Source organism: Serratia sp. JKS296 (assembly GCF_900215445.1).
Lineage (GTDB): Bacteria > Pseudomonadota > Gammaproteobacteria > Enterobacterales > Enterobacteriaceae > Serratia > Serratia marcescens.
This window is the reverse complement of record NZ_OCMX01000001.1, coordinates 3,400,234-3,420,641: the sequence shown is the minus strand read 5'-3', so window position 1 is coordinate 3,420,641 and position 20,408 is coordinate 3,400,234. Positions and strand designations below refer to the sequence as shown.

Sequence of the window (20,408 nt, the reverse complement as noted above, 5' to 3'; positions counted from 1 at the left end):
CGGCAACTAAACATTCATGCCCGTAGCTTAATCGGATATTAGAAATATGAGTAAGTACATTGCGTATATCGAGTCACCGCTTCAGGCTTTTAATCTCATTGAATATCTTGATGCGAATGACATCATGCTCGATCTGCTGATTGTCAATAAGCGCTCGGCCAATTCCGCGTTGAATCATGGGCAGATCGTGTATCTGCTGAAGATGATTAAGCATCGCTCCTTGAAAACCATTGATGCTGAGGGGAATTTGGGCAATGCTTTTGACATTAAGCGGCAATTGAAGAGCGCGACTTCAGTAGTGAGTGCGAAGGAAACTGTCACTTTGATCGCCGGTGAGTACCGCGCCAGAGTTTTTTGGATTTTGGCGCATAAGTACCCAAAAAGGGATGTAGTTCTACTGGATGACGGTACGGCAACGCTCAGAATTAAACGTTACAATAATGTCACTACTCGGAGCATCGTAAAGTCGGTTTTCCTTAAGTCACTTGGCATGACCAATAATGAGCGCGAAAAAATAACCTTTTTCTCTGTGTATGACATTGAAGGCAATGTTTCAAAACGCGATGTGGTCATTAAACACAGTTACCAAAACTTTAAGGCTAAACTGGCCAGCCTTCCTGATGGCAAGAACAGAGTCTTCATTATAGGCACGCCGCTTTTTGAGGCGGGGGTAACGTCTGTTGATGATATTGATTTGACGCTTAAAATGATAAGCGATTTAAAGTCAAACCAGACTGATGCCGAACTGGTTTATATTCCTCATCGCCGCGAACGTGAAGAGAAAATAGAGGAAATCAGAAAGCATGTAGAGGTTCGTCGCTTGGACTTTCCCTTTGAGGTTTATCCGATTGTGGCTGGGGAGAACGTCAGGTCTATAGCCGGTTTTTATTCATCATTGTATGATAATCTTGTAAAGATATACGATGAAAAAATAAAAATAACCGCTTATGTTCTCGATGAGAAAGTTTTGTCGCCAGAGTGGGTCGGATTCGTCGGCGCAATTTATAAAAACTATGAGAGTTATGAAAACGCGGACATTACGCTGATTAAAAACAAACTTTAATCTTATAAATTATATTTTGGTGATGGGAATGAAGATTGCTTTAATTAACACGCTTTATGCTCCTTATAAAATAGGTGGTGCTGAGGTATCAGTCCAACTATTGGCTGAAAGTTTGCAACGGGCCGGGCATGAGGTTGGTGTATTTTGTCTTCATGAACTTGATGAGGTAAAGTATGACACTCTTAATGGCGTGCATATTGCCTATTTACCTCTCAAGAATGTGTACTGGCCGTTCAAGGCATCAGCTGCAAGCAAATTAAAAAAAGCGGTGTGGCACCTACTCGATTCTTATAATCCATTTATGGCTCGAGCCATGCGCAACGAGCTACGCAAGTTTTCTCCGGATGTGGTGCATACCAATAACCTCAGCGGGTTTTCCGTTGCTGCGTGGCGAGTGGCCAAGAAGCTGGGGGCGCGCGTGGTGCATACGACTCGCGATTATTATCTATTCCACCCCAATGGCACGTTGTTTAAACATGGCCAAAATATGGATGTACAGTCGCCTGCAGTGCGCATCACCTCTTATCTAAAGAAAAAAGCCAGTCAACGCGTGGATGCTTTTGTTGGTATAAGTCAATATATTTCCGCCTTGCATCAGGGAAATGGATTTGCTCGCAACGCGGTGCATACGCATATCTACAATCCTGTCGCGGCGATAGACTACGTACCGACCGTCAGCGAAAAGGTCAGGATCGGTTTTGTCGGTCGTCTCACCGAAGACAAAGGGTTTGATGAGTTTTGTGCTCTGGCAAAACAGGCCAGCGGCGATCCTCAGGTTGCATTTTACGCCGCCGGCAGATTCAACGGTGACGCTTCTGGCGAGAAGTTGAAGGGGTTGGCGTTGGAAGCAGGCATTCATTTGCTTGGCTTTATCAAGATTGAAGAGTTTATGACGCAGATTGACGCCGTTGTTCTACCGACGCGGTGGAATGAACCCTTTGGGCGGACAGTTGCGGAATCAGCCATCTCTGGTAAGGTTGTGTATACGTCTTTCAATGGTGGAGTGGCTGAAATCGCCGCTTTTTACGACAACATTTTCGAGCTAAAAGATTTTTCTGTCGCTAGTGTGGTAAGCGTCGTTAGAGAAAATAACAATAAATCGCGTCGTTCGTTTTTTGAACTGGAAAAAATAACCGATGCCTATGAGAGTGTGTATAGAGGGTCATAATGAGAGTATCGACAAAGTCGCTGGTTGTTTTTCTTTTGCTGACGTACATGGCATTGCTCTCATTGAACGGCGTCGTGACCGTCGCTGCGTATATGTCGACCAGGGCACTTTTGTTATATAAAGACTTTTTTGCCATGGCAGTTCCAGTTTTCGTACTAATACTACTTTTTGCGCGTAATCCTACAGTGTCAAAACAGTGTAGAAGCGTATTGGTCTTTTTCTTGTCAATGGTAGTCTTCTCGTTAGTTTATATTCTTTTTAGTATGATTGCCGGAAGATTTGATTTCTTCCGTTCTATAGTTCAGTTTCGCTTAGAGTTGCTTACATTCGGTTCTTTTTTCTTTGCGGCCGTTTTACTTCTTTTCGAATATAATGAACGTGTCGAAATTGTTAATAAAATCATCAAGTACTATATTTTCTTTGCCGTATTGAATGCGCTTTTTGCAGTCGCCGAATCCAGCTTGGCAGGCCTGCTTTATGCGCTAATCGGTTTTGACCCAGGCCCGCAGTTGACACAGTTTGGTAAAGAATATGGTCTTCTGCTGCGCACTATCCAAGGTCAATTACGTGCTTTTGGTTTGCTCACCGGGCCATTCAGCCTCAGTGAATATCTGTTCTTTGCACTGGTGTTATCGCCTTATGTAAGCGTAAAACATCGCAAAAAGTATATTCTTCTCACTATGGTAGGGATCGCATTTTCAACATCGAAAACGGCGATCATTATGGCGCTGCTTTATATCATGTTCCTGATGTTGAGACGCTTTTTCTCTCAACGTTTTAGCCTGAACTCAGTTACCATGGTAACGATGGTCTTGTCACTGTTCTTTTATATTACGACAACCAATTACAGTATTTATGAGATGATATTTCCGAAGGAGAATGCTTACGCGGAGAACAGCATTTTACTTCGTACAGTCAATATAGAGGCCGTGCGAGCTGACAGTGAATATTCGCCATTTATCGGTGCTGGGTATGCTGTGAATGGCAACGCAGTGATTGGTGATGACAATACGAACTCAATCCCGCTTGACAGTATGTATATCTACATGTTGTCGAATTACGGGAATGTCGGCATTATTATTCTTGTTATCGTTGCGTCGGTTATTCTTGGCATTCTTTATCAACGTACTCGTCTTGGCCTTAACCCCAGTATTTACCTATATTGGATGATCTCGCTATCGATGAACTTTGTTTATAATAATCCGTTGACAAACTATCCAGGCTACATATTCCCAATTATTATCTCAATCTTGTTATTGTCGATTAGAACGCCCGAGACGGGGGCCGTGAGTCGGTCAAAGAAGAATGTAGGCTATATTCAATCGCTACATTGACGCGATATTATTTAAAGTTACGAGGTAATTAATGATCTATGTCAATGCGCGATTTTTAACGCAGGATTTGACAGGTGTTCAGCGGTTTGCTCAAGAAATATGTCTTGCGCTGAGTAAAATTAGGCATGATGTCATTTTTGTATCGCCACCTAATATTATTCATCACGATATCGCGTCGCAATTGAATGTTCAGGTAGTGGGTAAGAAAAGTGGCCACTTTTGGGAGCAGTTGGAGCTTCCTGCTTTTTTAAGGAAAAATAAAAGTCCGCTTCTCATTAACCTTTGTAATACGGCACCGATCTTTTATCGTAATAAAATTGTTACTCATCACGACATTATATATAAACGCTATCCGCAAAGTTACTCTGCAAAATTTCGTTTTGTTTATAATAATCTAGTCCCTCTGATGCTACGTCACAGTAAGGCGTTGATCACAGTTAGTGAGTTTTCTAAAAAAGAAATTAGCCAGGCGTTTGACTACCCATTAAACAATATTTACGTAATCTATAATGCGGTCTCTGAGCAGTTTAAACCTGCTGCGCCAGTATCCGATACAGAGCGCCCCTATTTATTGGCTGTTTCGTCTCCAAATTATCACAAAAACTTTCATGGTCTGATTGCCGCTTTCTCTAAAATGGCAAACAGCCAGGATGTAACACTGAAAATCATTGGAGCCGCCAATAAGAACTTCGCGGATGTGGGGTTTTCGACAAAAGAAGCTGCGGCGAACGATAACATACAGTTTTTGGGGCGGGTGAGCGATCAACAGCTTGTCGAACTCTATTCTCATGCTCGTGCCTTTGTGTTTCCTTCTTTATATGAAGGGTTTGGCATTCCTCCGTTAGAAGCACAGGCCTGTGGCTGCGCGGTAGTATCGTCCAATCGCGCTTCTTTGCCCGAGGTGTTGTTGCAGAGTGCATTGTACTTTGAGCCAGAGAATATCCCGGAAATGCAACAGGCACTGGAGCGGATTATACAGGATGAAGCGTTGCGCCAAACTTTAATCGCTGAGGGTTTTGAGAATGTCAAACGTTTCGATTGGATGCGTTCGGCTGCAGCGTTGAGCGAGATAATGACGAGAGCTATGTAATGAAAAAAAAAGTGCTGCATGTTGCCGAAACAGTGAAAGGTGGCGTCGCTACGGTAATTAGACAACTTGTACAGCAAAATGATGAATTTGATTTTTACTGTGTGTTGCCCGATAGCCAATACCGCGAGATCGGGGCTTTCCCTGATGAAAAAATGAAGGTATTTTCGCGCACCGGGAGAAATATCCCTTCATTTATCTCTTTGGCTATTAACTATATCCAGTTAGTGCGTAAAGAAAAACCGGATGTCATTCACGTCCACAGTACTTTTGCAGGGGTTGTTTGCCGGTTGTTAACGCCATTGGTAAGAATGACGTGCAAACCCAAAATTATTTATTGCCCACATGCTTTTTCTTTCCTGATGGACACATCAGAAAAGAAAAAAAAGGTCTATGCCAAGATAGAGAAAGTACTGCAAAAGAATACCGATGTGATCATCTGTACCAGCGAATATGAGAAAAGAACGGCACTGATGGCCGGAATGGATCCGGGTAATTTGACCGTGGTTTATAACGGCGTAGAGCCTCCTGTCGCGTTGCCCGATGAGACTAACCCTTATCATCAAGATAAAATTAATATATTGTTTGTTGGCCGCTTTGATTACCAAAAAGGATTTGATTTGGTTCAGCAGATTGCCGATAAACTGGATGACAGATTTTTAATCACGATCGTCGGCGGCAATGTGCATGCGAAAGAACAACCCGCGCCTCATGTCCGAATGGACTTTAAAGGCTGGTTGACGCCTTCAGCGATGGCTCCTTATTTCACTTATGCGGATGTGTTGTTGATGCCAAGCCGCTGGGAATCGTTCGGCCTTGTCGCCGTTGAGGCAGAGAGCTATGGGTTGCCTGTGGTCGCCAGCCGCTGCAGTTCATTGCCGGAGGTGGTGAATGAAGGTGTTACGGGCTATCTGTTTACGACCAATGCAGCTGATGAGGCCGCTGAAATACTGAGTACTCGCGACAAGCGCGATTGGGGTGCAATGAAAGCAGACTGTGTCGATTTCTACAATGCTAATTTCACTTCAGAAAAAATGGTATCCAATACCTACCGTCTTTACAGATAATCGATACATCCACGTTTTTTGGAATGAAAATAAATTTTTTTCCTATTATATTTAATCGGTGAGAGTAAAAATGAGTAACCTTTATCCTGTTATTATGGCTGGGGGAACAGGAAGTCGCCTGTGGCCGCTTTCTCGTGAATTATTTCCCAAACAGTTTTTAGCACTGTGCAACGAGTTTTCCATGTTGCAAACAACGGTCATGCGGCTTAAAGGGTTAGACATTATTGATCCTCTTGTTATATGTAACGAAGAGCATCGTTTTATCGTGGCTGAACAGCTACGACAAATAACGCGTTTGTCACATAATATTATTCTGGAGCCGGTAGGGCGTAATACCGCGCCGGCGATTGCGCTCGCCGCTTTGCAGGCCGTTTCCAGCGGTGACGATCCGCTGATGTTGGTATTGGCCGCGGATCACGTCATTCAGGACGAAGAGATTTTCCGCGACGCGGTGAATCAGGCTATTCCTTATGCTGAAGCGGGTAAACTGGCTACTTTCGGCATAGTACCGACGGGCCCGGAAACGGGCTATGGGTATATTCAAAAAGGTACCAGCATCGACGGTTCCAGTATTTGCGGCGTTTCGCGGTTCGTTGAAAAACCTGATCTTGATACTGCGCAGCAGTATCTGACCAGCGGTGAATATCTCTGGAATAGCGGTATGTTCTTGTTCAAAGCCAGCCGTTACCTGGAAGAATTGGGGCGCTTCCGCCCAGATATTTTGGACGCGTGTAAGCTGTCGCTCGCGCATCTGACCCCTGATATGGACTTTATCCGCGTTGATCGAAACGCTTTCATCGCCTGCCCGGATGAGTCTGTCGATTATGCCGTGATGGAACAGACTGCAGATGCTGTCGTCGTGCCTCTGGACGCGGGGTGGAATGACGTCGGATCATGGTCTGCGTTGTGGGAAATCAGCGAAAAAGACACAAAAGGGAACTCTACTTTCGGTGATGTTCTTGAGCATAACTGTTCAAATAACTACATTCGCGCGGAGCATAAATTGGTGGCCGCTGTTGGGGTGAACAATCTGGTTGTGGTTGAAACCAAAGACGCCGTGTTGATTGCCGATAAAGATAAAGTGCAAGACGTGAAGGAAATCGTCAATCAGCTGAAACGGCAAAAGCGCTCCGAAAGCAAACAGCACCGTGAGGTTTATCGTCCATGGGGCAAACATGATGCGATTGCGCAAGGCGATCGCTTCCAGGTTCGCCGCATTACCGTGAAGCCTGGTGAGAAATTGTCCTTGCAGATGCATCATCATCGCTCGGAACACTGGGTAGTGGTGTCAGGCACCGCCAAAGTGCATACCAATGGAAAAATGCAACTCATCAGTGAAAACGAATCCATTTATATCCCTCTTGGGGTTGAACATTCTCTCGAAAACCCGGGAAAAATCCCGTTGGATTTGATTGAGATTCAATCGGGTGCCTATTTGGGCGAGGACGATATCGTGCGAATCGGCGATTCCGCTCAGCATAATTAAGAATTTTGGTGCGGCGGATATTTGAGCCGCATCGCTGTATTTACATTTGGTAAGGATCTCAATATGTCTCAATCATTGACTTGTTTCAAAGCATACGACATTCGCGGGCAACTAGGTGAAGAACTGAACAGCGATATCGCCTATCGTGTCGGCCGTGCCTATGGAGAGTTTTTGCAACCTCAAAGCGTTGTCGTCGGGGGAGACATTCGTTTGACCAGCGAGGAACTAAAACTCGCGTTGGCTGAGGGGCTACGCGATGCTGGGGTTAATGTTCTGGATATTGGCGTCAGTGGGACTGAAGAAATCTATTTTGCCACTTTCCACTTAGGTCTCGATGGTGGCATCGAAGTGACGGCCAGCCATAATCCTATGAATTACAATGGAATGAAGCTGGTGCGCAGCCAAGCCAAGCCGATCAGCGGTGATACCGGTTTGCGCGATATTCAGCGCCTGGCGGAAAATAACAGCTTCGCTGCGGTTGATCCGGCCAAGCGCGGTAGCTACGAAAAAATATCGATTGAAAAAGAGTATGTGGATCATCTGCTGGGCTATGTGAATACGGCTAACTTCAAACCGTTGAAGCTGGTGGTCAACTCCGGTAACGGCGCGGCCGGTCACGTCATCGATGCTATCGAATCGCGTTTCAAGCAGCTTCAGGTGCCGGTTGAGTTTATCAAGGTTCATCACCAGCCTGACGGCAATTTCCCCAACGGGATCCCTAACCCGTTGCTGCCGGAATGTCGGGAAGATACGGCGCAAGCCGTGCGCCAGTATAAGGCGGATATGGGGATCGCGTTTGACGGTGATTTCGATCGCTGCTTCTTGTTCGATGAGAACGGTGGATTCATTGAAGGTTACTATATCGTTGGCCTGCTGGCCGAGGCGTTTCTGGAGAAAGACGGCGGGGCGAAAATCATCCATGACCCACGCTTGAGCTGGAACACCATTGATGTGGTCAAGCAGGCGGGCGGAGTGCCGGTGATGTCGAAAACTGGCCATGCATTCATTAAAGAACGTATGCGCCTGGAAGACGCCGTATACGGCGGCGAGATGAGTGCCCACCATTACTTCCGCGACTTTTCATATTGCGATAGCGGCATGATCCCATGGCTGTTGGTTGCGGAGTTGCTGTGCATTAAAAACAAGACGCTCGGGGAGTTGGTCGGGGATCGTATGATCGCGTATCCAGCATCGGGTGAAATTAATAGCAAACTGCAAAATCCAAAAGCCGCGATCGAAAGAGTATTAAATCGCTATCGGCCTACGGCGCTGGAATTTGACACGACCGATGGCATTAGTCTGGAATTTGCAGATTGGCGATTTAATTTACGCAGCTCGAATACTGAGCCGGTGGTGCGTTTGAACGTCGAGTCGCGAGCCAATCCTGCACTGATGCAGAAGAAAACAGAGGAAATACTGGCCTTGCTTCGAAGCTGATCTCTGGTTTTAAAGCTATATTCTAATGCTGGGCGGGCGGTATACGGCCCAGCATTGCGAAGTGATATAGGTACCAGAGAAAACTAACAAAAGGCATCTATACTATGATAGTTAATAGGCAGTTATCTATGAACGGTTTCCGTCGGGGTGTGTTGCATACTAATGCGTCTCTTACTTCAATGCTTCAGCGCTTCTCTGATATTTTCGTTATCTTTAGCGGATTGTACTTATCCTGCTTAATCTCCGGTGCCGCATTCAGCATGCAGCACTGGATTATGGTATTAATTTCGATCGTCATCTTCCAAATGATTGGTGGTATTACTGATTTTTATCGATCATGGCGTGGTGTGCGTGCGGGTCTGGAAATCCAGCTCATTTTGCAAAACTGGTCGTTGAGCCTGCTGTTGACGTCGGGCACGGTGGCGCTGATAAATGTGTTCAACAACGAATATTCCATTTATATCCAATGGTATCTGTTGGTGTGCTGCGGTTTGATCATTACGCGCAGCGTGATCCGGCTGCTCTTGGGATACATGCGCAATATTGGTTTCAATACCCGTAATGTGGCCATCATGGGGGCGATGCCCGTCGGCATTCGCCTGGCAGAGTCTTTGCGTGATGCTCACTGGATGGGATTTAAAGTGTTGGGCATTTACGACAATGATAATTCTCCATTGAACAGCAAGATTGAGCGCTGTGGCGACTTGTCTCAACTCGTCAGCGATGCAAAATGTGGGCGTATTGATCGGGTATATATCGCAATGTCGATGGAGCAGGAAAAATTGATCAAAGATACGATTGCGGATCTTTCTGATACGACCTGCTCAGTGATGCTGATTCCTGATATCTTTACGTTCAATATATTACAGTCGCGTTCTGAAGAAATTAATGGCGTCCCTGTCGTTTCATTGTTTGATACCCCGATGAGCGGGATTAATCAGGTGATTAAGCGTATTGAAGACATCATTCTGTCAATATTTATTCTGCTGTTCATATCTCCGGTTCTGTTGCTGATCGCCGGTATGGTTAAGTTTACCTCTACCGGCCCGATCATCTTCAAACAAAGGCGTTATGGCATGGATGGTAAGGCTATCGAGGTATGGAAGTTCCGTTCGATGACCGTGATGGAAGATGGCGATAAAGTCGTTCAAGCGAAAAAAGGGGACTCGCGTTTAACACCGGTCGGCGCTTTCTTGCGACGCACCTCGCTGGATGAACTGCCGCAGTTTGTCAATGTATTGAAAGGCGACATGTCGATCGTAGGTCCAAGGCCGCATGCCGTGGCACATAATGAGCAGTATAGAAAGTTGATCAACGGCTATATGCTGCGCCATAAAATGAAGCCAGGCATTACGGGATGGGCCCAAATCAATGGTTGGCGTGGCGAGACGGATACGTTGGAAAAAATGCAAAAGCGCGTTGAGTTCGATTTGGACTATATCCGTAACTGGAGCGTTTGGTTGGACATTAAAATCGTCTTCCTGACCATTTTCAAAGGATTCATTAATAAAGCGGCGTACTGAGGTTTTCTCCGAGCGTCGCGCCCGGGAAATGCGGATTTCCTGATCTCTGGGGTATTGAGACGATTCATTTTTCTTTTAAAACTGGAGGTCAGATGTTGACTAAATCAAGCCGTAAACGGATGCGTCGCCAGGGACCCGCCGCATCGCTGGCTCTCGCATTGCCGCTGATGTTCATCAGTGCGAATGCGTTGGCTTTCGAAGTCGGGGTGCATGCGCATTTTCGCTGGTATCCCAACGATCCGGATAAATATTTGGAGCTGATCAAGCGATACGGTTTCACGTCGTATCGTGCGGATTTTCCCTGGAGCGGGTTGGAACAGCAAAAAGGGCAGTATGTCATAACCGGCAATATGCAAAAGGCTGACCAAGCGTTTAACGATGCTCAGGCGAAATTCGGTCTGAATGGGTTATTAGTATTGGCGTACGGTAACAAGCTTTACGATCCATCGGGTTATCCAACCACCCCTGAGGCCATTCAGGCATTCGCCAATTATGCGTATTGGACAGCGTCTAAATACAAGGGCAAGATCAAGTATTACGAGATCTGGAACGAATGGACGAATGCCACTGCAATTAAGCCAAAGCCGCGGACGCCTCCGCCGCCGGAAGTTTTCGTCGCGCTGGTGAAAGCAACGGCGGCTGCGGTGAGAAAAGCCGATCCCAACGCAATTGTCATTACGGGAACGGCTAACCCAACAGGCACTCGCGATCCTTCCTGGGTTGATAACATCGTTAAACTCGGCGTGTTGAATTACGTTGATGGCTTCTCTATCCACCCTTACTCGTATGGCAACGATAATTACGCTATACGGGCCCCTGAGGGGAACCTCGGCGTCGTGGATAAATTTGAGGCCCGGCTTGCAAAGGCAGCAGGTAAGACGGTGCCGATTTATATCACGGAAATTGGCGTGCCAACCTATGACGGTAAAGGCGGGTTATCAAAAGATGTGGCCGCGCAATATGTGGTGAAATATACCTTCCTGGCCAAATCGCGTCCCTTTATTAAGGGGGTATGGTGGTACGATTTGCTCGATGATGGCGACAACCCGAAAATCAACGAACATCGATTTGGGTTGCTGACGCGGAACGGCCAACCGAAGCCGTCGATGCTGGCTTTAAGTCAGGTGGCAGATGTTGCGCGATCCTATTCCGTCGAAAAATATCAAGTGCTGCCGGGCGGGAAAATCTCCATAGCCCTGAAAGGCAATAATCAGCATGCGATGCTTTTCTGGCAGGAAAAACCGGTGAGCCAACCTGCAAGCGGCATTTCTTCAAGCCTGCGCAGTTTTATGTCTGCTGAAGCTCCGCAAAACCAAAGTGCCACACCGCTCAAAGAGGTTCAGGGGAATACGGCCGCACCCGATGGTGATGTACCGGTAATGATGCGCTCCAGTGCCCCTATAGCATCGCCTTGGTAGGCTATCGAGAGCGCCGTACGCGCCGTGAATAAAAAACCGCAAGCTTAATAAGCTTGCGGTTTTTTTTTATCCAGGATTAAGCGACGCGCTTCTTCATCACTCGCCGACATTGACGCCAATAAAAAGCCAGCCGGCATAGCCGGCTGGCATCAGTACACGTATTGCATTTCCCCTCGCGGCGCTGAATAAAAATCAGCTCGCTCGGTGATGGCGCTACGCTTACGCGTAGTGCAGCGTATCCACCAATTGCTGGTGGTTCTGCCCGGTCAGGTATACCACGGTATCGTTGAGATCCAGCGTATGGTTATCGTTGTTGTCGATAATCACATAAGAGCTGGCAGTATTACCGCCACCGCTGAATACTACGGATGCCACACCCACTTTCGACGTCAGCGAGTTGCTGCTGTCCAGACCGAGAATGCCGCCCAGCAGGCCGATAACGCCGTTGGTCAAACCGCCCACCAGAGTCCCCAACAGCGCATCCAGTGTGTCTGCGGAACGTGTGCCGTAGTCCGCGACCGCCGTGCCGGTGGCGTCATTGGAGATAGTCAGGCCGCCATGGTTAACATCGACAATCTTGTCTTTGAGGCTGCTAAAGTCCTTGATGGTCACACCCGCCTGGGTGTTACTCGCCTTGATGTCATAGGTGTTGGCACCTGCGCCACCGGTCAGCGTGGTGTTGCCAATCACGCCCAGGGTATCGGCAGCACTGGAACCTTCTACGGTCATTTGGTAACCGTTCAGGCCCAACGCCGTCAACACCGGCGCCAACAGGTTGGTGGTAATGACGCTCAGCGGCAGAATGTTCAGCAACTGAATGATGATACCGTCACCGGTACCGCCATGGCTGGAGTCGAGATTCAGACCCGCGGTGTTGGTGGACGCATTGATATCACGCACGTTGCTGAAACCGCTGCCCAGCGTCAGATCCAGCGCGTGGTCACCGGTCACGTTGATGGTCTGAACCTGCGCATTGGTGCCGGCCAAGGACAGAATGTTATCGAAGTTGCCGGTACCACCTGAGGCCACGTTCACCGTGCTCAGCGCGGTACCCAACAGGGCGCTGCTGCTGCTGTTGAGGGTGATGGCGCCGGCATTCACGTTGGCAGAGCTCACAGCATCGAAGTTGATGTTGAAGTGATCGGTGGCGTTCTGCACGAAGGTGAAATTCAGCGTACTGGCGGAGGTCGCGTCCCCTTTCACTTCCAGCTGCGCGGCGTTGCCGCCGGCGGCGTTGATGACGTTGACGTTAGCCAGACCGGAGATCACAAATCCTTGCGTGCCCAGATTAGTGGTCGCCGCGTTCTGCGTAATCGTGCCGCCGGTAGTGCCTTCAACCGTAGATGTACCGTTGGTCAGCCCAAAGTCAAAGGTGTTGGTTGGCGTAGTCACGCTGGTGGTGGTCGGTGAACCAATCAGCGGTGTCGTAATCAGCGTACCAACGGACTTGCCGATGTAGCCGGTCAGGTCGATCTTCTCGAAATTCGAGAAGTTATTGGCGTTGCTGGTCACTGTGCTGGTGCGAACGCCCAGGGCGTTCTGGTTGGTCACCACGGTTTTGGTAATGAAGTTGGCGGAGATGGAGTCCGTACCCGCGCCGCCGTCAGCCTTAACCGTGTTGGCCACGCTGTTCGCACCGCCCGAAACCCCGTTCCCAGCCCAGTGCAGGCTGTCGTTGCCGGCGCCAAGGTTAAACTGCGCCGTGCCGGCCGCAATGTTTGCCGCCGATGTGACGACTACGTCATCCGCACCCGAACTGGCATTCAGGATGACGTTGCCGTTATTGACGGTGATATCTACGCCTGGATTAACGCCGTTGTCAGACAGGTTGACCGTTGCTGCGCTGGTGCCGTTAATGGTCAGATTCGCCAGATGGTCGGCGAACTTCAGGTTCACGATGCTGGCGGCATTGGCGTTCAGTTGCACATCCGTCAACACTGCCGTTTCGGCATTGCTAATTTGGTGAGATGCGCCGGTGTTGACGGTGCCCGTCGCGTTGCCGCCGGCGGCCGTTGCCGTCAGAGACGCAGCGGTTTTGTACAGCAGGCTGGTACCGATATCGTATTCGAAGCCATGCTGCTGAGTGACGGTGGCACTGTCAGTGGCGATGGAGTTGCGCAGGTCGTTGATAATGGCCTGCGTGATGGTCGTTTTGCTCCCCAGCGCACCATAGCTGGCTAATTGCGCAGCGGTGGCGGCGGTGCCATGCACCAGGGTAAAGATATGCTGAACAAAATCATCGCCAGTCAATTGAGCGCCTTTCTTTTGCGACTCTGCGGAATTGATCAGGGTAGTGATGACTTGTGCATAAGTCTTACCGGCAAACAGTTCTTTGCTCCAGGTGTCCAGCCCGCTGGCATCGACGCCACGGCCCGGTATTGCCAGGAAGGCGGCTGCGACTTGTTCTTGATAGTTCAGGGCCGGCAGTTCACCCGGTTGCCACACGTGCGTCGCCGCCTGGAAGTGTTGTTGGGCCGTGGTATCGCCGGCGGCAACGGTGCCCTTCAGTGCTGCGATCACTTGAGCGACGACATCGCCGCGAGTCGAACCGCCACTCAGCAAGGCAAGATAGCTGCTGCTTTCGGCCGAGGTCGGTGCGCGTTCATAGCTATTTTGGAAGATGGCATTGATGAAATCGCTATCGCTTAACGTTTTCAGCGGGCTGTTGTTCACGAAGGTTTGTGCGACTGCCGCCAGCGTTTTGCCGCCCTGCGCCAATACGGTTCCCCAGTAGGTAATGCCGTCCTGAGTTTGCGTTAAGCCCACGACATGGAAAACACCCTGGACGTCAGCTGCGCCGGCCGACGATGCGGCGGTTGCGACTGGGAACAGGGTTTTTTCGACTTGGGCTTCGAAATTGCTCTGTGCTGTCAGCAGCGTTGAATCAAAACCGCTGTAGCTGAGTACGTCGTTAATCACCTTGGCGACGACGGACGCCGTGGTGGGGTTGCCCGCTAAAAGATCGGCGAGCACGCTGCTGCTAGGGGCGCTGCCGTTCACTGCGGTGTATATTTTGGTTACGATCTGAGAAGCCGTCAGACCGTTCAGGCTTGCGGTGCCTGCAATGAATTTTTGCGCAACTTGTTCCAGAGAAAGTGCAGAAGTTTCAATTTTCTGCGAGTAGTAATCTAACGCCGCGGTGTCAATATTCTTTCCAGAGATTGCAAGGAAAAAAGCAGCCGCTTTTTGCTGTGCTACTAATGTGGCCATACGTTACCCCTTTGGATGTACCCATTTTCTACGGACATAAGAAAGATGTGACCGGCCCCCCATAGCCGTGCCAGGAAGAGGTTTGGTCAGGTTTTTTAGTATTAAACCTTGTAAAAACAACGGCATATAAAAATGACACACTAATGCCAATTGTTGCTTTCACGATTTAATCAAAGGAGCTGATGAGATTTTTGTCAAGGTTATAGGATTTTTTTTATTTTTTTGATTTTTGCTTTTCTATAACCAATTGTGATCTCAATTAATCCTGTGGGTTTGCTGTGTAAAATTAATGTTTTTATGTCTAAGATAATCACCTTTGGCTTTTTAACATTGGGGATTATTAGATTTCTAATGATTTAACTGGCGTGGCATCGGGAATGGCCTCGTTGATGCACGGCGGATGCGATGTGATGCCATATTCGTTTAGCCTTTGCTAACTTTTTGCTTTGTATTGTTTTTTTTTGTTCTTTTTGGCACATGTTTTTTTCATCTGCCAGCCTTGCTGGAATTCCATATATGTATCTATAGTTAATGAAAAAGCATCTGCAGTCTTGAGCATGTTTGGGGCTTTTTTTGTGAGGTTAATCTCATAAATATCAATGCGGATTGGACTGACAGTGCACATGATGTAAGGGCAGAAAGTGAATCAATTTATACCGCGCAATGAAATTGCGGATGTTATACGGACTCGCAGTAAGGTTTTTTGGACCGTTGGCATATTTACCGCATTTATTAATTTATTAATGCTAGTTCCTTCTATCTATATGCTCCAGGTTTACGACCGGGTGCTTCCTTCGCGTAATGAAATCACGCTGTTGATGCTGACGCTGATCATGTTGGGCATGTTCGGCATGATGTCGCTGTTGGAATACGTGCGCAGCATGGTGGTGATCCGTATCGGCAGTCAGCTGGATATGCGTCTCAACACGCGAGTCTACACTGCGGCCTACGAGGCGAATCTGAAAAACGGTTCTTCCGACGCCGGCCAGATGCTGAGCGACTTGACCAATCTGCGCCAATTCCTCACCGGCAGCGCGCTGTTCGCCTTCTTTGATGCGCCGTGGTTTCCGATCTATCTGTTGGTGATATTCCTGTTTAATCCTTGGTTGGGGCTTTTCGCCCTGGTCGGTGCGCTGTTGCTGATCGCATTGGCGGTGATCAACGAAATGGTGTCGAAAAAGCCGCTGGCGGAGGCCAGCAAGCTGTCGATTATGTCCGGTACGCTGGCCAGCACCAATCTGCGAAATGCCGAAGTGATCGAGGCTTTGGGGATGTTGCCTAACCTGAAACGCCGGTGGTTCGGTCTGCACCAGCGGTTTTTGAACAGTCAGCGCATCGCCAGCGAACGCGCATCGCGGGTCACATCGATCACCAAGTTTGTACGCATGTCGCTGCAATCGCTGGTGCTGGGGCTGGGGGGCTGGCTGGCGATCGATGGGCACATCACGCCCGGTATGATGATCGCCGGCTCCATTCTGATGGGGCGAACGCTGGCGCCGATTGAGCAGGTTATTAACGTCTGGAAGAGCTACAGCGCGGCAAAGCTTTCTTATGGCCGGTTGGTCAAGCTGCTGGAAACGCACCCGCAACGTGGCACCGGTATGTCCTTGCCGCGTCCGGAAGGGGTACTCGCAGTAGAAGGCGTCACCGCCACGCCGCCGGGCTCCAAAGGCGATGCGGTATTGCATAACGTGACTTTTGCCATCCAGCCCGGTGACGTGCTGGGGATCATTGGCCCGAGCGCGTCGGGGAAATCGACGCTGGCGCGTTTGCTGGTCGGCATTTGGCCGGTCAGTGAAGGGATTGTTCGGTTGGATAATGCCGACATCTATCAGTGGAACAAGGATGAATTGGGGCCGTATATCGGCTATCTGCCGCAGGACATTGAGCTGTTTGCCGGGACTATCGCCGAGAATATCGCTCGCTTTAACGATATCGATTCAGAGAAAGTCATTGAAGCCGCTAAGCTGGCCGGTGTGCACGAACTGATCCTGCGTTTCCCTAACGGCTACGATTCGGTGCTCGGCAACGGTGGCGCTGGGTTGTCCGGTGGACAGAAACAGCGTATCGGCCTGGCGCGCGCATTGTACGGCGACCCTTCGCTGGTGGTATTGGATGAGCCTAACTCCAATCTGGATGATGCGGGCGAGAAAGCGTTGAACCAGGCCATTATGTTCCTCAAGCAACGTAATAAAACGGTGGTTCTGATTACCCATCGCACCAATTTGCTGTCGATGACCAGCAAGTTGTTGCTGTTGGTGAATGGCAACGTCAACGCGTTCGGCCCGACTCAACAAGTGCTTCAGGCGTTGGCCAATGCGCAAAAAGCGCAGACGCAACAGCCTCAGCAAGCGGTGAGGGCGGTAAATTCTGAGCCGGATGAAGGCAACATCCCAAAAACGCAAATTAATTAAGCCGTGAATTGCCTGATGGCTTCATTGCCGTCCGCAGTGTAAAGGAGTTGGTATGTCGACGCATATTGGCGAGCCGCAAGACTCGTATATTGAAGAGATCCCGCAGGATGAACGGCGGTTTACCCGGATGGGCTGGCTGGTAGTGGGAATTGGTCTGTTCGGATTTTTGGCCTGGGCAGCGTTCGCGCCTCTGGATAAAGGGGTGGCATCACCGGGATCGGTAACCGTTTCCGGCAACCGCAAAACGGTGCAGGCCCCGGCCAGCGGCATCATCAAGAATATCGCGGTGAAAGACGGCGACAAGGTGAAAGCCGGTGAGGTTCTGGTGCAATTGAGCCAGGTGCAGGCGCAGGCTCAGGTTGATTCGCTGCGCGATCAGTACTACACCACGCTGGCCACCGAAGGGCGTTTACTGGCTGAACGCGATGGTCTGAGCAAGGTCACTTTTTCCCCTGTTTTCACCCAGGTTAAGGATCAGCCGCGCGTGGCCGAAATCATCGCGTTGCAAACGCAGCTGTTCGCCTCTCGCCGCCAGGGGCTGCAAAGTGAAATTGACGGTTATAAGCAGTCGATGGATGGGATCCGCTTCCAGTTGAAAGGCCTGCAGGATTCGCGCGCCAACAAGCAGATCCAACTTTCCAGCCTGCGTGAGCAGATGAACAGCATGAAGCAACTGGCGGCGGACGGTTATTTGCCGCGCAATCGTTATCTGGAAGTCCAGCGCCAGTTCGCTGAGGTGAACAGCAGCATCGATGAAACCATCGGGCGGATTGGTCAATTGCAAAAACAGCTGCAGGAATCTCAGCAGCGCATCGATCAACGCTTCGCCGACTATCAGCGCGAGGTCAGGACGCAACTGGCGCAAACCCAAATGGACGCCAGCGAGTTCCGCAACAAACTGCAAATGGCCGACTTCGATCTGGGCAATACCGCCATCATCTCACCGGTGGATGGCACCGTGGTCGGATTGAATATTTTCACTCAGGGGGGCGTCGTGGGAGCGGGTGACCACCTGATGGACGTTGTGCCCAGCCAGGCGACGCTGGTGGTGGATTCTCGCCTGAAAGTCGATTTGATCGACAAGGTGTACAACGGGTTGCCGGTGGATCTGATGTTTACCGCCTTCAACCAAAACAAAACCCCGAAAATTCCGGGGACGGTCACGTTGGTTTCCGCCGACCGCCTGGTCGACAAATCCAATGGAGAACCTTACTACCAGATGCAGGTCACGGTCTCGCCGGAGGGCATGAAGATGCTCAGTGGCGAGGACATCAAGCCGGGGATGCCGGTCGAGGTGTTCGTGAAAACGGGCTCGCGCTCGCTGCTGAGCTATCTGTTTAAACCTATTTTGGATCGCGCTCATACTTCATTAACCGAGGAATAATTTTGATTCAATCAAAACGACAGGCTGCCGGTCTGGTTATCGGCACCCTTTTGTTTGCGATATCTGCGCCGGTTTATTCGATAGGGATTTTAGACGCATATTCGCTGGCATTAGAAAAGGACCCGACCTTCCGGGCGGCTATAAAAGAGAAAGAAGCGGGAGATGAGAACGAAAACATCGGTAGGGCGGGGCTGCTGCCGAAGGTGTCGTTGAACTATCAGAATTCACCGCGCAATTGGCAGACGCAAAAATATCCGCAGAGCGACTTTTTCGGCAATGTTTCGGAGGTCACCCGGCGGCAGCAATATCGCAGTTATTCCAGTTCGATCACGCTGACGCAGCCGCTGTTCGACTATGAAGCGTACGCGCGCTACAAAGCCGGCGTGGCGCAGACGATGATGTCGGACGAGCGCTATCGCGGCAAATTGCTGGATCTTGCGGTTAGGGTGATTAACGCCTATGTCGAAGTGGCCTATTCCAAGGATCAAATCGCGTTGGCCGAAGCGCAAAAGGCGGCTTACAAGGAACAGTTGACCTTGAACGATCGCCTGATGAGCGCCGGTGAAGGCACCATTACCGACGTATCGGAAACCCAGGCGCGCTACAGCCTGGCCGAAGCGCAGGTAATCGAAGCGCGCGATGCGCTGGACGCCGCCCAGCGCGAATTGGAAGTGATTATCGGCATGCCGCTGAACCAACTGGATGAATTGCAGGTTTTGCGTCCGGGCAAGTTTAAGGTGGCGCCGCTGATCCCGTCCAAGTTCGAAGAGTGGCAAAAGATCGCGCTGGAGAACAACCCGGTGTTGGCTGCGTCGCGTCATGGCGTGGACGCCGCCAAGTATGATGTCGAAAGGAATCGTGCGGGCTTTATGCCTCAGGTTCAGCTGTATGCTTCGCATTCGGAAAACGACTCCAGCAGCGATAATACGGTTAACCAGAAATACCGTACCGACAGCATCGGCGTGCAGGTCAGCATGCCTATTTATTCCGGCGGCGGCGTTTCGGCGTCGACCCGGCAGGCGGCGGCGCGCTATGGCCAGGCGATGTATGAAATGGATGCACAGACGGGCACCACGCTCAACGATCTGCGCAAGCAATACAATTTGTGCATCAGCAGCCGCGCCAAGGTGGCGGCCTATGAGTTGGCGGTACAATCGGCTACGACACAGGTGACGGCGACTCGGCAGAGCGTACTGGCCGGGCAACGCGTCAACGTCGATGTGCTCAACGCCGAACAGCAGCTCTATAGCGCCCAGCGCGATCTGGCTTCCGCCAAGTACGCCTACATCAAATCATGGATCACCTTGCTGAGCGATTCCGGTACGTTGGATGAAAAAGATGTTATGCGGGTCGCGCAGTATTTTGCCCGCAGTCGCTAGTCCGGTTTTGCGATGAGGCGAGTATTTATCTGAAAGGGAGCAGCGTTAAGCTGCTCTTTTTGTTTTGTTGCGTTATGTTATCGGTCGGTGGCCGCAGGCCTGATTTTCGTTCGTTTGCCAGAGGGGCGATGGCACTGTATCAACCGGTTGTATTCAATCGCTGCCTCCGGCGCAGTTAAGCTGTGTGATAACGCAGAGAGCGCGGCGTGCCAGCGGTTTTAATCCGTGTTTTTCAGCACGCAGTGATGGCTGAGTTCGGCCTGAACGGCTCTCAGGTGCCAGAGTCATGACGCGACGAGAGAGAGCGACCGTTGCCGTTTATGGTGCTTTACGGTCGATGAGCCGTAAACCTTTGATGATCGAAAAGGATGCGTGATTCTACGTTTTATTTAAAATAAGCCTATGGCTTTAGACGGCTGTTTTTCTTGAGCGCGTTGG

At 49.8% G+C, this 20,408-nt stretch carries 13 protein-coding genes; 12 read left to right on the top strand and 1 reads right to left on the bottom strand.

Going from position 1 to position 20,408, the window contains the following annotated elements; genetic code table 11:
- Positions 1–46 precede the first annotated feature (46 nt).
- From CRO23_RS16340 to CRO23_RS16300, 9 genes are all read left to right on the top strand, one after another.
- The gene (locus CRO23_RS16340; RefSeq protein WP_016928427.1) at positions 47–1,063 is read left to right on the top strand and encodes a hypothetical protein; all 1,017 of its coding nucleotides are present in this window, start codon (positions 47–49) and stop codon (positions 1,061–1,063) included.
- Positions 1,064–1,091: 28 nt separating this feature from the next.
- Positions 1,092–2,231 carry a glycosyltransferase family 4 protein gene (locus CRO23_RS16335; protein ID WP_028127953.1) on the top strand — a complete coding sequence of 380 codons (1,140 nt, stop codon included), beginning with the start codon at positions 1,092–1,094 and terminating at the stop codon, positions 2,229–2,231.
- Positions 2,231–3,565 carry an O-antigen ligase family protein gene (locus CRO23_RS16330; protein WP_016928424.1) on the top strand — a complete coding sequence of 445 codons (1,335 nt, stop codon included), beginning with the start codon at positions 2,231–2,233 and terminating at the stop codon, positions 3,563–3,565. The genes CRO23_RS16335 and CRO23_RS16330 overlap by 1 nt, the downstream gene beginning before the upstream one ends.
- Positions 3,566–3,596: 31 nt before the next feature.
- The gene (locus CRO23_RS16325) at positions 3,597–4,655 is read left to right on the top strand and encodes a glycosyltransferase family 4 protein (protein ID WP_028127954.1); all 1,059 of its coding nucleotides are present in this window, start codon (positions 3,597–3,599) and stop codon (positions 4,653–4,655) included.
- Positions 4,655–5,719 carry a glycosyltransferase family 4 protein gene (locus CRO23_RS16320; protein WP_016928422.1) on the top strand — a complete coding sequence of 355 codons (1,065 nt, stop codon included), beginning with the start codon at positions 4,655–4,657 and terminating at the stop codon, positions 5,717–5,719. The genes CRO23_RS16325 and CRO23_RS16320 overlap by 1 nt, the downstream gene beginning before the upstream one ends.
- Positions 5,720–5,789: 70 nt before the next feature.
- Positions 5,790–7,205 (top strand): mannose-1-phosphate guanylyltransferase/mannose-6-phosphate isomerase, encoded by a 1,416-nt coding sequence (locus tag CRO23_RS16315; protein WP_028127955.1) that lies wholly within the window; start codon positions 5,790–5,792, stop codon positions 7,203–7,205.
- Between the two features lie 63 nt (positions 7,206–7,268).
- Complete coding sequence (gene cpsG / locus CRO23_RS16310; protein WP_028127956.1) at positions 7,269–8,642, top strand: phosphomannomutase CpsG; 1,374 nt, start codon at positions 7,269–7,271, stop codon at positions 8,640–8,642.
- Positions 8,643–8,770: 128 nt separating this feature from the next.
- Positions 8,771–10,165: an undecaprenyl-phosphate glucose phosphotransferase gene (gene wcaJ / locus CRO23_RS16305; RefSeq protein WP_049299854.1), complete on the top strand. Its 1,395-nt coding sequence runs from the start codon at positions 8,771–8,773 to the stop codon at positions 10,163–10,165.
- Positions 10,166–10,257: 92 nt separating this feature from the next.
- The gene (locus CRO23_RS16300; RefSeq protein WP_050487525.1) at positions 10,258–11,583 is read left to right on the top strand and encodes a cellulase family glycosylhydrolase; all 1,326 of its coding nucleotides are present in this window, start codon (positions 10,258–10,260) and stop codon (positions 11,581–11,583) included.
- A 219-nt stretch (positions 11,584–11,802) separates the two neighbouring features.
- Here the strand turns inward: CRO23_RS16300 and CRO23_RS16295 are convergent, their stop codons facing one another.
- Positions 11,803–14,793 (bottom strand): beta strand repeat-containing protein, encoded by a 2,991-nt coding sequence (locus CRO23_RS16295; protein ID WP_079450991.1) that lies wholly within the window; start codon positions 14,791–14,793, stop codon positions 11,803–11,805.
- A 641-nt stretch (positions 14,794–15,434) separates the two neighbouring features.
- Here CRO23_RS16295 and CRO23_RS16290 point away from each other — a divergent pair.
- Genes CRO23_RS16290 through CRO23_RS16280 form a run of 3 tightly spaced genes read left to right on the top strand, consistent with a single transcriptional unit; the run spans position 15,435 to position 19,970 of the window.
- Positions 15,435–17,207 carry a type I secretion system permease/ATPase gene (locus CRO23_RS16290; RefSeq protein ID WP_028127960.1) on the top strand — a complete coding sequence of 591 codons (1,773 nt, stop codon included), beginning with the start codon at positions 15,435–15,437 and terminating at the stop codon, positions 17,205–17,207.
- Between the two features lie 52 nt (positions 17,208–17,259).
- Entirely contained in the window at positions 17,260–18,591 is a 1,332-nt protein-coding gene (locus tag CRO23_RS16285) for an HlyD family type I secretion periplasmic adaptor subunit (protein WP_016928416.1), read from the top strand.
- Positions 18,592–18,593: 2 nt separating this feature from the next.
- The gene (locus CRO23_RS16280) at positions 18,594–19,970 is read left to right on the top strand and encodes a TolC family outer membrane protein (RefSeq protein ID WP_016928415.1); all 1,377 of its coding nucleotides are present in this window, start codon (positions 18,594–18,596) and stop codon (positions 19,968–19,970) included.
- The last annotated feature ends 438 nt before the right edge of the window (positions 19,971–20,408 follow it).